The sequence below is a fragment of the Sphingomonas sp. NPDC092440 genome (assembly GCF_044754985.1).
Lineage (GTDB): Bacteria > Pseudomonadota > Alphaproteobacteria > Sphingomonadales > Sphingomonadaceae > Sphingomonas.
The window spans coordinates 251,101-265,433 of sequence record NZ_JBIVQA010000006.1 but is presented as its reverse complement, the minus strand read 5'-3'; the positions used below and the strand labels follow the sequence as shown (position 1 = coordinate 265,433).

The window sequence follows — 14,333 nt, the reverse complement described above, 5'->3', positions numbered from 1 at the left end:
GTCAATGACGGAGATCGTTATGCGCAAGAATCTGTTCTGTTCTGCCTTGGCGCTTGCCTGTGCGGGCGCAGGTTTGACGCTCGGCGTGTCGCCGGCGATGGCGCAGGCCCATCATCAGGGTGGCGGGCGGCAAATGGCCGCGCCCGAAATGGAGCGCGCGCCCATGGCCTATCCGCGTTTCGAACGTCCCCAGGGCACCCAGGCGCGCCCGAGCCAGCTCGATCGACCCTATTACAACCACAACTTCAACGCCGATCGCACCTATCATATCGGGCCGTATCATCCGCCCCGGGGCTTCCAATATCGCCGCTGGGCCTATGGCGATATCCTGCCCGGCATCTTCTGGGCGCAGGACTATTGGCTGACGGACTATTGGCTGTTCGGCCTCGACGTTCCGCCGGTCGGCTATGAATGGGTGCGCTATGGGCCCGATGCGCTTCTGATCAACATAACGACCGGAGAGGTCATCCAGGTCGTCTACGGGCGCTTCTTCTGAAGGCCGTGATCCCCCGGCGTCAGCGTCGGGGGACGCCGCGCGTCAAGACGCTCCGCGAGGATATCCCGCTCCCCCGGAAGGGGTAGGATCGACGATTTGCATGAGGATGAAATGGTCGGGGAAAGAGGATTCGAACCTCCGGCCCCTGCGTCCCGAACACAGTGCTCTACCAGGCTGAGCTATTCCCCGACCGGCGCCTTCGGGGCGAACCCCGACTGCGAGGGGGCGCCTATAACCACGCTATGGGAGTCACGCAAGCCACTGAATCAGCTTTTCCGCGCTCCCAGCATCGCATCGACCGAAACGAACTTCTCGCGCGGGGCGCCGATACGGGCCGCGGCGATCTCGGCGGCGTCGATCTTCTGCCAGTCGCGGAAGGTGACCAGCTCCACCCCGCGCCCTTCGAGCAGCGCGTCGAGCCCCGGCCGGCCGGCCTTGCCCGAGCCGTCCCCGACATCCTCGGCGATCTTCTCGGCGATGGCGAAGCCGTCGGGCCGGTTGGTGCCGATCGTCCCCGTCGGCCCGCGCCGCGCCCAGCCCACCGCGTAGAGGCCCGGAAGCACCCGCCCGTCGAGATTGGCGAATCGCCCCGCCTTGTCGTCATAGGGCACGCCGTCGATCGGCGGGGTGCGATAGCCGATGCAGCTCACCACCAGGCCGGCCGGCACGGCATAGGTCTCGCCGGTGCCATGGGCGTTGCCGTCCAGGCCCAGCGCGGTGCGCTCGACGATGACGCGCTCGACCTTGCCGTCGCCTTCGATCGCCACTGGCATGGCGAAGAAGTCGAAGACGATGCGGATCGGCTTGTCAGGCATGCCCTGGGCGAAGCGGCGCAGATGCCCGACCGACTTGCGCTGGCCGGGATCGAGCACGGTATCGTCCTCCGCCGGCGGCAGGTCCGCGGGGGAGACCACCGGCGCGGCGCGCTGCAGCTCGCCCAGCTCGCCCAGCTCCTTGGGGGTCATCGCGATCTGATGGGGGCCGCGACGGCCGAGGATGGTGATGGTGTCGACATGGCCGCCCCGCAGCGCGCCAAGGGCATGCGTGACGATGTCCGATCCCTCGAACTCGTCCTGCGTCTTGGCGAGCACGCGGGCGACGTCGAGCGCGACATTGCCGTTGCCGATCACCACCGCCGGCCCGTCCAGCGGCGGATCGAGATCGGCGAAGTCGGGATGGCCGTTATACCAGCCGACGAACGCCGCCGAGCCGACCACGCCGGGCAGGTTGGCGCCGGGGATGTCCAGCTTGCGATCGTGCGGCGCGCCGGTGGCGAGCACCACGGCGTCGTAAAGCGTGCGCAACTCGTCGATCGACACGTCCCGACCCAGCGTGACGTTGCCGACGAAGCGGACATTGTCGGTCAGCGCCACCGCCTCGTAGCGGCGCGAGACGCCCTTGATCGACTGGTGATCGGGGGCGACGCCGGTGCGGATCAGCCCGAAGGGCACGGGAAGCCGGTCGATAATGTCGACCCGGACCTGATCGCCGAACACCTTCTGGCAGGCTTCGGCCGTGTAATAGCCGGCCGGCCCGGAGCCGATCACCGCGACGTGACGCATGGGCTTTCCTCCCGCGATCTGAAGAGGGCAGCCTAACGACCGGGCGGGGAAGGGCAACCCTCTCGACGGGCGCCCGGGCTTGTTGCTAGGCCGTGGCGATGATCGAAACGACCGCCAGCCTGCTTGGCCTGATCAACGTCTTCCTGGTCGTTCGCCGCAGCATGTGGAGCTATCCCTTCGCGCTGGCGATGGTCTCGCTCTACGCCTGGGTCTTCCATCATGAGAAGCTCTACAGCGACGCGCTGCTCCAGCTCTTCTTCTTCGTGGTCAATCTCTATGGCTGGTGGAACTGGGCGCGCTCGCGGGCGGGGAGCGGCGAAGTGGTGGTCGAGACGATGGGCGTGCGAGGGCGCTTGGCCGGGGCGCTGGCCTGTGCCGCGGTGATCGGCGCCTGGGGCTATGCGATGCACCGGCTCACCGACGCGGCCTATCCCTGGTGGGACGGCGGCATCGCGGTGCTCAGCATCGCCGCGCAGATCCTCCAGTCCCGCCGCAACTGGGAGAGCTGGGTGCTGTGGATCATCGTCGATCTGCTCGCGATCCCTTTGTTCGCCGTAAAGGAATTGTGGCTTACGGCGGGGCTGTACGGGGTGTTCCTGGCGCTTTCGCTATGGGGGCTCGCCGACTGGCTGAAGGCACGGAAATGAAGCTGCGCACCATCTGTCTCCACGGGCCGGAGAGCACCGGCAAGTCCACCCTGGCGCCGCGCATCGCCGCCTATCTCGGCGGCGAGGTGGTGGACGAATATGGCCGCGAATATGCCGAGGCGCGTGGCATCGACTTCACGATGCGCGACCTGCTGGAGATCGCCAAGACGCACGATGCGGGCGCGCGCACCATGGTCGCGGCGGGCCTCAGGCCGCTGGTGCTCGACACCGATCCGCTGATGACCGCGGTCTGGGCGGACATGCTGTTCGGCGAGCGCGATCCCTGGTTCGACGAATGGCAGGGCACGGCGGACCTCTATCTGCTGTTCGATATCGACATGCCCTGGCGCGCCGACGGCACGCGAATGTTCGGCACCCGGGAGCTGCGGCAGAAATTCTACGACCTCAGCAAGGCCGAGCTCGAGCGGCGGGGCGTGCGCTGGGCGCATGTCTCGGGCCAGGGCGAGGAACGCTATGTCAACGCCATCGCCGCGATCGAGGCGGCGCAGGCGGAGGGCTGAGGCGCGGTGCTCACGGTTGCAGGATGCGTATGCTGCACTTGCGAGAAATTGTGGGTGCTTGTCATAGTTCGTACACAATCGGATCCTAACGGCGCCTTGCAGGGGGCGAGAGCCACTCTTCGATAACAATAATGTCCGGCGTGACGGCGGCGCGATTCTGCGAATGCGGGGTCGTGTTCGTTGCTGCGCGTCGGGCGCACAGCAGGGAAGAACCACATGAAGACCCGCATCACCAGAACTGCCCTTTTCCTGGGCGCGGCGTTCGGCGCGCTCGCGATCGGCGGTACCGCGCAGGCGCAGGACACGGCCGCCCCGGCCGCCGACGAGCCCACGACCGAGATCGTGGTCACTGCCGAGCGCCGTCCCGAAGCGCTGAAGAACACGCCGGTGTCGGTCGCGGTGATCGGCGGCCAGGATGCCCGTGACTTCACCGCCAGCGGCGACGACACGCTGCTCGCGCTGTCGGGCAAGGTCCCCAGCTTCTATGCCGAGACGACCACCGGCCGCATCTTCCCGCGCTTCTACATCCGCGGCCTGGGCAATATCGACTTCTACCTGGGCGCCTCGCAGCCCGTGTCGATCATCCAGGACGACGTGGTGCTCGAGCATGTCGTGCTCAAGTCGAACCCGGTCTATGACCTCGATCACGTCGAAGTGCTGCGCGGCCCGCAGGGCTCGCTGTTCGGCCGCAACACCACGGCCGGCATCGTCAAGTTCGACACCGTCCGCCCGACGCTGGACGGCCTCGATGCGCGCGGCACGCTGAGCTATGGCAGCTACAACAGCATCAGCCTGGATGCCGGCATCGGCGGCCCGCTGGCGGACAATGTCGCGATCCGCGTCTCGGGCCTGTTCCAGCACCGCGACGACTATGTCGACAACACCTATTCCGGCCCGAACTCGGACGGCACCCAGCGCCCGAAGAAGAACGCCATGGGCGGCTTCGACGAGCGCGACGCCCGCATCCAGCTGCTGGTGAAGCCGACCGAGGACTGGACCTCGCTCTTCTCGGCGCACATGCGCAACTATAACGGCACCTCGACGCTGTTCCTGCGCAATGGGCTCAAGAAGGGCTCGAACGACGTCAGCAACGTCTCGCGCACCACGGTCCAGTATGACGAGGCCGCGAACAACCCGCAGGACTATGACACCTACGGCCTGTCGTGGAACAACAGCTTCGATTTCGGCCCGGTCACGTTGACCTCGATCACGGCGTTCGAGACGAGTTCGGGCTATAGCCGCGGCGACACCGATGGCGGCTTCAGCCAGCTCGGCTACAATCCGGCGACGGGCACGTGCCGCGATTGCGGCCAGTCGATGGGCCGCCTGCGCGGTCTCGACCAGTGGTCGCAGGAAGTCCGCCTGGCCAGCAACGGCACCGGTGCCTTCAAGTGGCAGGTCGGCGGCATGTACTTCGACAGCCGCGACATCACCGAATTCTACCAGCGTGCCTGGTTCCTGAGCCCGAACGTGGTCGGCAGCAACCCGAACAACTGGGTGCGCCTGCACGACGTGAACACCAGCTGGGCGCTGTTCGGCCAGGCGAGCTATCAGGTGACGCCGCGCTTCCGCCTGACCGGCGGCGTGCGCGTGACCCAGGACACCAAGACCACCGATCTGCTGAAGACCGCCGATACCGTGGCCGGCGCCGTGACCTATCGCGGCCGCTACCATGTCCGCCTGTCGGACCGGCAGCCGAGCTGGGACGTGAGCGCGCTCTACGAGGCGAGCGACGAGCTGAGCCTCTATGCCCGCGTCGCGCGCGGTTTCCGCGGCCCGACCATCCAGGGCCGCTCGGCGGTGTTCAACTCGGACTTCACCACCGCCAATTCGGAGACGATCCTGTCGTGGGAGGCCGGCATCAAGTCGAGCCTGTTCGACAACAAGGTCCGCTTCAACCTGACCGGCTTCTACTACACGGTCGACGACATCCAGCTGAACGGCAACGACTCGAACGGCAACGGCGTGTTGTTCAATGCCGACAAGGCCCAGGCTTACGGCGTCGAGGCCGAACTGAACGTGCGCCCGGTGCGCAACCTCGCGCTCTCGTTCGGTGCCAGCTGGCTCCACTCGGAGATCAAGGACAAGCGCGTCTACGCCCAGGTCTGCGCGCTGGCCGGCACCGTGGTCTGCACGGTCAACGATCCCACCATCACCCGCACGGTCTTCGGTGCGCCGACGGTGTTCGCGCAGATCGACGGCAACCCGCTGCCGAACGCGCCGGAGTACAACCTCAGCGCCACCGCGCGCTACGACATCCCCGTCAGCGACAGCGGCAAGGTCTTCATCTCGACCGACTGGAACATCCAGGGCTACACCAACTATGTGCTCTACCGGACCAACGAGTTCTACTCGAAGGGCAATTTCGAAGGCGGCCTGAAGATCGGCTACCAGGGTGGCAACGGCGCCTGGGAAGTCGCGGCCTTTGCCCGCAACATCACGAACGAGAAGAACCTCAAGGGCGTGATCGAAAACTATATGGCCGCGGTGCTCAACGAACCGCGCGTCATCGGCGTGTCGCTGACCGGCCGGATTCATTAATCCCTTTTCCGGCGGTCAGTCGGGCCCGGCGGATTGCAACTCCGCTGGGCCCGTCCCCCTTCAGGGCAAAAAAAGGGCGGGTGCCGGTGGCGCCCGCCCTTTTTCTCTATCGTTCGGGGAATGTCAGTTCGACGGGGCCAGCTTGGTGTTCAGCACCCAGCCGACATTGTCGTTCTCGTCAGCGACTTCCCACCACAGGCCGTTCTTGTTGCCCGTCGGATAGACGATCGCGCCCACCGGGAGCGTGCGGATCACCTTGCCCGTCGCGGCCGGGGTGGTGCGCATCGCGACCGGGGCCTGGGCAGTGAAGGTCTTGGCGGGCGCCGCCTGGGCGGTGCCGGCGTCGCCCGGCCGGACCAGGCCGAGATCGGTGACCATCTTGGCATAGGCCTGGATGAAGGACAGCGTCACGATCCGGCCGATATCGGTATTCTCATAGCCGCCGCCGACCGCGCCCACCGCGCCGCCGAGGAAGCCGACGCCGCCGCCGGCGCCGAACCCGATGTCGTTCTTGGCGGCATAGCCTTCCTGCACCGCGATCGTCTCGGTCGTGCGCACATTGGTGAGCGAGAGCACGGTGTTCGCCTCGAGCTTGCGCGACTTGATGCCGCCGAGCAGCCCGCCGACGCGTCCGCCGACCAGGCCGCCCACGATGCCGCCCACGGCGCTGCCGCTGGCATTGCTGTTGGCGCCCTGCACCTCGGCGACGAGCACATAATCGGCCGCCTTGATCTGCCCCTGGCCGACATTCGCGCCGCGCTGGTGGCCCAGGCCGCCGCCGATGTCGCGCTCGCGGGCCGCTGCCTGCAGGCCGGAGCCGCGATCGACCAGGTTGAAGCAGCCCGAGCGCTGCACCAGCACCTTGAGCAGCTTGGCGGGCGGGGCCAGCTGATACTGGGTCCAGCCGCTGGGATCGTCGCCATCGACGATCGAGAGCGTGCCGAGCTTGCGCGTGCAATGCGGCACGTCGTTGACGGCGGCCTGCTGCAGCTTCTCCCCCTTGGTCGGCTTCGCCTGCTTCTGCGCATAGGCCCCGCTCGCGCCGAGCAAGGCAGCCGAAGCCATCAGCGTCTTCACAATGAACGCGGTCTTCGAGGTCATGGTTCTCTCCCTCTGTTTGAAACCATCGCCCGGATAGCGGCAAACGCGTCGCGGTGAAATCACAGAAGGAACGCGTCGTGTATTTCGGGCCCTTTGGCTTTCGCGTGCAAGCTGCTAACGCGCCCCGATCATGGCAACCGACCTTTCCAAGATCCGCAATTTCTCGATCATCGCGCATATCGACCATGGCAAGTCGACTCTGGCCGACCGGCTGATCCAGCGCACCGGCGGGCTCTCCGAGCGGGAGATGTCCGCCCAGGTGCTCGACAACATGGACATCGAGAAGGAGCGCGGCATCACCATCAAGGCGCAGACCGTGCGCCTGGAATGGAAGGGCCATGTCCTCAACCTGATGGACACGCCCGGGCATGTCGACTTCGCCTATGAGGTGAGCCGCAGCCTCGCCGCCTGCGAAGGCGCGCTGCTGGTGGTGGACGCGGCCCAGGGCGTCGAGGCGCAGACGCTTGCCAATGTCTATCAGTCGATCGAGCACGACCACGAGATCATCCCGGTCATCAACAAGATCGACTTGCCCTCGGCCGAGCCGGAGAAGGTGAAGAACGAGATCGAGGAGATCATCGGCCTCGACGCCTCGAACGCGGTGCTCGCCAGCGCCAAGGCCGGCATCGGCATCGACGAGATCCTGGACGCGGTGGTCGAGCGCATTCCCGCGCCCAAGGGCGATCCCGACGCGCCGCTGAAGGCGATGCTCGTCGACAGCTGGTACGATCCCTATCTGGGCGTCGTCATCCTGGTCCGCGTGATCGACGGCACGATCAGGAAGGGCCAGCAGGTCAAGTTCATGCAGACCGGCACGACCCATCTGATCGACCGGGTGGGCTGCTTCCGTCCCAAGCTCGAGAACCTGCCCGACCTGGGGCCGGGCGAGATCGGCTTCATCACCGCACAGATCAAGGAAGTGGCCCAGGCGCGGGTCGGCGACACGCTGACCGATGCCAAGAAGCCCGCCGCAGAAGCACTGCCGGGCTTCAAGGAAGTCCAGCCGGTGGTGTTCTGCGGCCTGTTCCCGGTCGATGCCAACGACTTCGAGAAGCTGCGCGAATCGATCTCGAAGCTGCGGCTCAACGACGCTTCGTTCAGCTTCGAGATGGAGACCAGCGCGGCACTCGGCTTCGGCTTCCGCTGCGGCTTCCTCGGCCTGCTCCACCTGGAGATCATCCAGGAGCGCCTCAGCCGCGAATATGATCTCGACCTGATCACCACCGCGCCTTCGGTGGTCTACAAGCTCAAGCTCACCAAGGCGGCGGGCGAGGCGGAAGCGCGCGAGATCGAGCTCCACAATCCGGCCGACATGCCCGATCCCAACCGGATCGCGGAGATCGAGGAGCCATGGATCAACGCAGTGATCTATGTGCCCGACGAATATCTCGGCCCGATCCTCAAGCTCTGCCAGGACCGGCGCGGCATCCAGAAGAACCTCACCTATGTCGGCGGCCGCGCCCAGGTGACGTATGAGCTGCCGCTCAACGAAGTGGTGTTCGACTTCTACGATCGCCTGAAGAGCATCAGCCGCGGCTATGCGAGCTTCGATTACGAGCAGATCGGCCACCGCGCCGGCGACCTCGTCAAGATGAGCATCCTCGTCAACAACGAGCCGGTCGACGCGCTGAGCATGATCGTCCACCGCTCCACCGCCGAGAGCCGCGGCCGCGGCATGTGCGAGCGGCTGAAGGATCTGATCCCGCGCCATCTGTTCAAGATCCCGATCCAGGCGGCGATCGGCGGCAAGGTCGTCGCCCGCGAGACGATCGCGGCGCTGCGCAAGGACGTGACCGCGAAATGCTATGGCGGCGATATCACGCGTAAACGCAAGCTCCTGGAGAAGCAGAAGGAAGGCAAGAAGCGGATGCGCGAGTACGGCTCGGTGCAGATCCCGCAGGAAGCCTTCATCGCGGCGCTGCGGATGGGCGAGGAATAGGGCCGCCGCGGTCGCCTACATCGACCGCAGCAGCTTCGTCCGTTCTGCGCCCGCCGGCATTGCGATCGCCGCCTCGCTCAGCGCGATGTGCGCGTTGCAGATGTCCGCGGGCGATCCGCGGTTCATCGCCGCATCCCCCATCCGCTTCTCACTGATCCCGGCCCGCCTCGTGGCGTCGCGGAACACGTTGTTGGGGATCATGAAGGTGGTCGGCCCGGCGCGCGGCCTGGGCTCCGCTGCGGGCTCGATCAGCAGGCGCGAGATCATCGTCCGGTTGCGCTTGCCCAGGCTGTCGGGCAAGTCGCCGGCCCTGAGCGGCTTGCCTTGGAAGAAGTCGGCGCATTTCGCGGGAGCGATGCTGCGTAGCGCCTTGGCCTTGTCGATCACCAGCGTGCGATAGGCGGTCAGGGTTTCGGGCGAAGCGGTGGCGATCCGGTCGAACGCCCGCTCGTTCAGCACCTCGGACACATTCCTGAGGAAGCTGAACAGCGTCTGCTCCTGCTCCTTGCCGATCTGCCAGTTGGAGCGGATCAGCTGGGCGAGCTTCGGGTCCTTCTCGCCGATCTGCTCGAGCGTCAGGCTGCCATCGCCGACCGCCTTGAGGAGTAGGGCGATGTCGTGCGCTTCGTCGCCGAGCTTCGCGGGAGGTGGAGGCAGGGGCAGGGCCGGTTTCGTGATTGACCAGTTGGGGAGCACATGGTCGCCCTGCTTGGTGAGGGTCCCGATCACCGGGAACACGAACAGCACGAGCAGCAGGAACCAGAGCAGATAGCGGGGCAGGCGCTTGGGCGGGCTTTCGTCGACGACCAGCGGCTCGACGGTTTCGGGCGCCGCGCCGCGCCGGTCCCACAGGGCAACGCGCTCGGGCTCGAAATTGCCCTCGAGCCCGGGATAGGCGACGCGCACTTCGTGGAGCAGCTTGTGAATCTTCCGCAGCGACACGCGCCCACGCACCGCATCCTCGCCCGCCGGCGTGGTGAGCTCGCACCAGGCTTCGAAATGCCGGTTTCCCGGCGTGCGGATCTGATCCAGGAAGCTGAGCATCCGGTAGCGATAGACGACTTCGGCCAGGCCATCGCTCTGGCTGATCATCCCTTCGTCCCGGACCCAGCCGAAATATTCGGTCGCCGGCAGGATGAGCGTGTCCGAGAAGGGAATGGTGTAGCCGAGCAGCCCGGCGATCCAGCGCTCCAGGTCAGAGTAGAAGTCGAGCTGGTGCAGGCGCGGATCGGCGATCAGCACGCGCCAATGGGCGAGCATCTCCTCCCGTTCGGCCTCGGTGGGCCAGGGGCGGGGCTCGAGATTGTTGCGCTGGAGCAGCTGGGCAAGCGCGGCGGCATGCGCATCGAATTGCTCGGGGGTGGGCGGGGACCAGGGCCCTTCGCGGGCGGCCGGCGCGGGCTCCGCGGCGGGCGGGTGCGCCGGCGCATCGACGAGATCGACCTGGAGCGAACCGGGACCCTCCGCCATTTCCAGCGCCTGGGCTTCGAGATTCTCCTCCTCGCGCTGGTGCGCCATCCACCGCGCGAGGTGCTGGGCGTGCTCGAACGCCTCGCGCAGCGCAATGAACGCCTGGGGATCGCGGTCGACATCGATCGCCTTGAGCCTGGCGGCATAGGCGCGACGAACTTCGCGGATATCTTCCGTCGGGGCGAGCCCGAGCAGTCGCCAGGGGCCGTGACGCGCGCTCATTTGCCGGCGACCATGGTGAGGAAGGCATTCAATCCAAATGCGAACAGCAGCAAGATCACCATCGTCAGGCAGCCGATGGCGAACGATGGAGGCGATCGGGTATCGGGCTGTTCGTGCGCGGTTCGGGCAGCCTCGGCATGGAGTTCCCATGTCGCCAGGCGAACCGGATCGAACGTCTCCGAAAGTTGCGGCAGCGCGTAGCGCATGGCCGCGATCAGCTCGAACATGATATAGGGATGCACCGGCCGCGAACGGGATGCGCCATCAGACGGCCTGCGCAGTTCGACCCAGGCCGAATGGTGCCGTGATCCGGGCTGTGACGCCATATGCAGCAGCTGGAGCAGGCGATAGCGCTGCGCGATCTCGAAGAGATGGCGGTTGCTGTGGACGTTCCGGTCGGCGTCGATCCAGCCGAAACGCTCGGCGGCGAACATCAGAATCGGCGCGGACAGCGGAGAAGTGTCGGCGATCACTGCGCTCGCCCAGCGCTCGACCCGATCCGAATAGTCGAGCCGCTCCATGCGCGGATCGGTAACCAGCGCCCGCCAGTGCGATATCAGTGCTTCCTGCGCCTCGGGGGCCAGCCAGGGCCGGCCGACATCTCCGTTCGAGAGCAGGTCGAGTATCGCCCTGGCATGCCGCTGTCCCGCGCTTTCCTCCGGCGCAGCGTCCGCCGGCGCGTCGGCGGAGGCGAGCGGCGGGAGCGTGCCGGGTGCGGGCGTTGCCACGGGGGGCGCGGCCGCGGCGACCACGCGCTCATAGGCGTTGCGCAGCCTGATAAAGGCCTGTGGATCGCTTTCCGGATCGATTGCCTTCAGTCGCGCGGCATAGGCGGCGCGGATCGCGCGGTTCTCCTCCGTCGGCGCGATACCGAGCAACTGCCAGTCAGCCCCTCCGGCGCTCACAGGAAGCGTTCGCCTTCGATCTCGTCCAGCGCCTCGATCAGCCGCGCCCGCGCTTCCTTGATCGTGCGCGGATCCTGGGTGCCGAGCGCGCCTTCGAACGCTCCGATCCACTGGCCGACCAGGTCGCGGCGCTCGGCGATGAATCCTTCGTAGCAGCGCGCCGCGCGCGCAAGCACCGCGGCATTCTCGCTCTCCTCGCGCGGATGGATCTTCAGCGCGGCGAGCTCGGCACGGCGGGCGGCGACCTGCTTCTCGTTCATCGCATCGGCCTCGTCGATGATGACGAGGTTGCGAGTGATCCCCGTCGCCGGGATCGAGACGTCGACTTCCAGGATACCGCTGCTGTCATAGGTGAAGCGGCACTCGACCATCACTTCGCCCGCCGGCTTGGGAGGGATCGGGAGCGTGACTTCGCCGAGCTTGACGTTGCCGGTCACTTCCCGCGCTTCCCCCTGATAGATGCCGAAACGGAGCGCACGCTGATTGTCGGCGACCGTGCCGTAATATTTGACGCGGCTGGCGGGGATCGTGGTGTTGCGGTCGATGATCGGCGAGAAGAGGCCGGTGCGCCAGCCGCCCCCGCCATCGGGTTCGGCATTGTCCACGCCCAGGGTGAAGGGGCACACATCGGTGAGCCGCACTTCCTCGAGCGCTTCGGCGCGCGCGAGCAGGCCGGCCTGGACCGCGGCCCCGAGCGCGACGGCATGGTCCGGATGGACGGTCGCGTTGGGAAAACGGCCGAACATGCGCGTGATCGCGCGGCGCACCGCCGGCATGCGCGTCGCACCGCCGACCAGCACGATCTCGCTCAGCGACTCCACCCGGATGTTGGAATCGCGCAGCGAGCGCAGCACCGGATCGCGCAAGCGCTGGAGCAGCGGTGCGGCGGCTTCCTCGAAAGCGGCGGAGGTCACGTTCGCGGTGAAGCTCTCGCCCTTGCACACGATCGAGAATTCGGCTTCGTCCGCCTCGCTGAGCTTGCGGCGCGTGCGTTCGGCGGCGGCACGGAGCAGTTCGTGGAGGATCACCGGGTCCGCGCCCTCGAGCTTGCGCTCGGGATCGAGCGTGCGGCGGGCGATCTCGATCACCTTGTCGTTGAAGTCCTCGCCGCCCAGCCGGTTGTCGCCGGAGGATGCGCGAACCTCGACCACGCCTTCGAACACTTCGACGATCGACACGTCGAAGGTGCCGCCGCCCAGATCGAATACCAGGAAGGGCTCCTGCTCGTGCGTCTGGATGCCGAAGGCGAGCGCGGCGGCCGTGGGCTCGTTGACCAGCCGCTCGACCTTCAATCCGGCCAGTTCGCCGGCACGCCGGGTCGCCTTGCGCTGGCGATCGTTGAAATAGGCCGGGACCGTGATCACGGCGCCGGTGACGCTCTCGCCGGCAAAGGCCTCGGCATCGGCCTTGAGCTGGCGCAGCACGAGCGCCGACAGTTCCTCGGCGTCATAGGTGCGCTTGCCGAGCGTCACTGTCTGCTGCGTGCCGATATAGCGCTTGAACGCGCTGACCGTGTCGCGCGGATGCGTGGACTGGCGCTCGCGCGCGGCCATGCCGATGAGCATCCTGCCCTTGTCGTCGATCGAAACCGCCGAAGGGGTGAGCAAGTCGCCGATCGCATTGGGAACAAGCACCGCCTGCCCGTCGCGCCAGATCGCGGCGGCACTATTGGTAGTGCCGAGATCGATACCGATGATCACGTGATTCCCCCTTGTTCGCTTCAGGCTAATCAGCCTTTCGACGAAGCGCTAGGGGGATGGAGCACCTGCCGCCCGGGATGGTGGATGGCGTGACACCCGGCGAATGATTGTCGCCGGATTGTCATCGTTCCGTCGCGCGGCGTTTATAGAGGCGGGCCTTCGTAACGAAGGGGGACCCATGCTGCTCGCCACATTGATGCTGCTCCAGACCGCGCCCGTCGCTGCCCAGGATGCGCGGGCGGTGCCGACTGCCGAGGTGAAGGCGATCGGGGAGACTCAGGCGGTGGTGAGTCTGGAGGATGCGGCGGATGATCCCGCGATCTGGCGCAACCCGCACGATCCCGCGCGCAGCCTGGTCGTCGCGACCGACAAGAAGGCCGGGCTCAACGTCTATGACCTGTCGGGCAAGCTGCGCTCGACGCTGCCGGCGGGGCGGGTGAACAATGTCGACCTGCGTGTCTGGCGCGGCCAGGTGATCGTGGCGGCGAGCGACCGCAACGACAAGGCGGCGGCGAAGCTGGCGCTCTACAGGCTGGATACGCGGACGGCCGCCCTGACGGAGATCGGGCGGTTCGATGCCGGGGCGGGCGAGGCATATGGCCTGTGCATGTATGCGCCGCGCGGCGGACGGCTGCATGCCTTTGTCGTGCACAAGGGCGGCACGATCGTGCAGATGGAGGTCCTGCGCGAAGGCGGGGCGATCAAGGCGGACCGGGTGCGCACGATGCGGCTCGCCACCCAGTCCGAGGGGTGCGTGGCCGACGACCGGACCGGTACGCTGTTCGTGGGCGAGGAGGATGTCGGCGTGTGGCGCTTCGGCGCGAATCCGCGCGATCCGATCGCCGGGGAGAAGGTGATCGCGGTGGACGGCAAGCGCCTGGTCGCCGATGTGGAAGGCGTGGCGATCGCGGCCGAGGGTGCGCGGGGCGGCTGGCTGGTCGTGTCGAGCCAGGGCGACAATGCCTATGGCGTGTGGCGCCTGCGGGACATGGCCTATGCGGGACGGTTCCGGATCGCGGCGGGGAAGTTCGGCGCAACCAGCGAGACCGACGGGATCGAAGTCTCCGCCGGCAGCTTCGGCCCCGGGCTGCAGGGCGGGCTGATGCTGGCGCAGGACGGCGACAACGCCCCCGCCGCGCAGAATTTCAAGCTGGTCCGTTGGGCGGACGTGCGCAAGGCGCTGGCGTTGAAGTGAAGGCCTTGCCTCGCTGCGTGGCGGGTGTCAGGCA

At 66.8% G+C, this 14,333-nt stretch carries 11 protein-coding genes and 1 tRNA gene; 6 read left to right on the top strand and 6 right to left on the bottom strand.

Annotated features, from left to right (window positions below; all coding sequences use genetic code 11):
• Window positions 1–4 precede the first annotated feature (4 nt).
• Window positions 5–496, top strand: coding sequence for an RcnB family protein (locus tag ACIQCS_RS12475; RefSeq protein WP_401530989.1), 492 nt, complete (start codon window positions 5–7; stop codon window positions 494–496).
• A 112-nt stretch (window positions 497–608) separates the two neighbouring features.
• Here the strand turns inward: ACIQCS_RS12475 and ACIQCS_RS12470 are convergent.
• Window positions 609–685: transfer RNA gene (locus ACIQCS_RS12470), tRNA-Pro, on the bottom strand.
• A gap of 77 nt (window positions 686–762) precedes the next feature.
• Window positions 763–2,058 (bottom strand): FAD-dependent oxidoreductase, encoded by a 1,296-nt coding sequence (locus ACIQCS_RS12465; protein ID WP_345847729.1) that lies wholly within the window; start codon window positions 2,056–2,058, stop codon window positions 763–765.
• Window positions 2,059–2,156: 98 nt separating this feature from the next.
• Between ACIQCS_RS12465 and pnuC the strand changes: the two genes are divergently transcribed.
• The 3 genes from pnuC (at window position 2,157) to ACIQCS_RS12450 (ending at window position 5,767) form a co-directional block, all read left to right on the top strand.
• Window positions 2,157–2,705 (top strand): nicotinamide riboside transporter PnuC, encoded by a 549-nt coding sequence (pnuC, locus tag ACIQCS_RS12460; protein WP_345847728.1) that lies wholly within the window; start codon window positions 2,157–2,159, stop codon window positions 2,703–2,705.
• Window positions 2,702–3,226, top strand: coding sequence for an ATP-binding protein (locus ACIQCS_RS12455; protein ID WP_294049355.1), 525 nt, complete (start codon window positions 2,702–2,704; stop codon window positions 3,224–3,226). Before pnuC ends, ACIQCS_RS12455 begins: the two co-directional genes overlap by 4 nt.
• 216 nt (window positions 3,227–3,442) lie before the next feature.
• Window positions 3,443–5,767, top strand: a complete 2,325-nt coding sequence (locus tag ACIQCS_RS12450; RefSeq protein WP_345847726.1) for a TonB-dependent receptor domain-containing protein — start codon at window positions 3,443–3,445, stop codon at window positions 5,765–5,767.
• A 123-nt stretch (window positions 5,768–5,890) separates the two neighbouring features.
• Here ACIQCS_RS12450 and ACIQCS_RS12445 read toward each other — a convergent pair whose 3' ends face one another.
• The gene (locus tag ACIQCS_RS12445) at window positions 5,891–6,832 is read right to left on the bottom strand and encodes a CsgG/HfaB family protein (protein WP_401531040.1); all 942 of its coding nucleotides are present in this window, start codon (window positions 6,830–6,832) and stop codon (window positions 5,891–5,893) included.
• 166 nt (window positions 6,833–6,998) lie between these two features.
• Between ACIQCS_RS12445 and lepA the strand changes: the two genes are divergently transcribed.
• A complete protein-coding gene (gene lepA, locus ACIQCS_RS12440; RefSeq protein WP_086130217.1) occupies window positions 6,999–8,807 on the top strand; it encodes a translation elongation factor 4 in 1,809 nt (602 codons plus the stop codon).
• Between the two features lie 15 nt (window positions 8,808–8,822).
• Here the strand turns inward: lepA and ACIQCS_RS12435 are convergent, their stop codons facing one another.
• From ACIQCS_RS12435 to ACIQCS_RS12425, 3 genes are read right to left on the bottom strand one after another with little or no spacing between them, the layout of a single operon-like run.
• Window positions 8,823–10,499 (bottom strand): hypothetical protein, encoded by a 1,677-nt coding sequence (locus ACIQCS_RS12435; RefSeq protein ID WP_345847722.1) that lies wholly within the window; start codon window positions 10,497–10,499, stop codon window positions 8,823–8,825.
• Window positions 10,496–11,404, bottom strand: a complete 909-nt coding sequence (locus ACIQCS_RS12430) for a hypothetical protein (protein ID WP_345847719.1) — start codon at window positions 11,402–11,404, stop codon at window positions 10,496–10,498. Before ACIQCS_RS12430 ends, ACIQCS_RS12435 begins: the two co-directional genes overlap by 4 nt.
• On the bottom strand, window positions 11,401–13,104 hold the full coding sequence (locus ACIQCS_RS12425; protein WP_345847717.1) for an Hsp70 family protein: 1,704 nt from the start codon (window positions 13,102–13,104) through the stop codon (window positions 11,401–11,403). The genes ACIQCS_RS12430 and ACIQCS_RS12425 overlap by 4 nt, the downstream gene beginning before the upstream one ends.
• A gap of 178 nt (window positions 13,105–13,282) precedes the next feature.
• Between ACIQCS_RS12425 and ACIQCS_RS12420 the strand changes: the two genes are divergently transcribed.
• Window positions 13,283–14,299: a phytase gene (locus ACIQCS_RS12420; protein WP_345847715.1), complete on the top strand. Its 1,017-nt coding sequence runs from the start codon at window positions 13,283–13,285 to the stop codon at window positions 14,297–14,299.
• Window positions 14,300–14,333 lie beyond the last annotated feature (34 nt).

Coding starts and splice junctions, on each gene's coding strand:
- ACIQCS_RS12475 (WP_401530989.1), top strand. CDS start 5: ATGACGGAGATCGTTATGCGCAAGAATCTGTTCTGTTCTGCCTTGGCG.
- ACIQCS_RS12465 (WP_345847729.1), bottom strand. CDS start 2,058: ATGCGTCACGTCGCGGTGATCGGCTCCGGGCCGGCCGGCTATTACACG.
- pnuC (WP_345847728.1), top strand. CDS start 2,157: ATGATCGAAACGACCGCCAGCCTGCTTGGCCTGATCAACGTCTTCCTG.
- ACIQCS_RS12455 (WP_294049355.1), top strand. CDS start 2,702: ATGAAGCTGCGCACCATCTGTCTCCACGGGCCGGAGAGCACCGGCAAG.
- ACIQCS_RS12450 (WP_345847726.1), top strand. CDS start 3,443: ATGAAGACCCGCATCACCAGAACTGCCCTTTTCCTGGGCGCGGCGTTC.
- ACIQCS_RS12445 (WP_401531040.1), bottom strand. CDS start 6,832: ATGGCTTCGGCTGCCTTGCTCGGCGCGAGCGGGGCCTATGCGCAGAAG.
- lepA (WP_086130217.1), top strand. CDS start 6,999: ATGGCAACCGACCTTTCCAAGATCCGCAATTTCTCGATCATCGCGCAT.
- ACIQCS_RS12435 (WP_345847722.1), bottom strand. CDS start 10,499: ATGAGCGCGCGTCACGGCCCCTGGCGACTGCTCGGGCTCGCCCCGACG.
- ACIQCS_RS12420 (WP_345847715.1), top strand. CDS start 13,283: ATGCTGCTCGCCACATTGATGCTGCTCCAGACCGCGCCCGTCGCTGCC.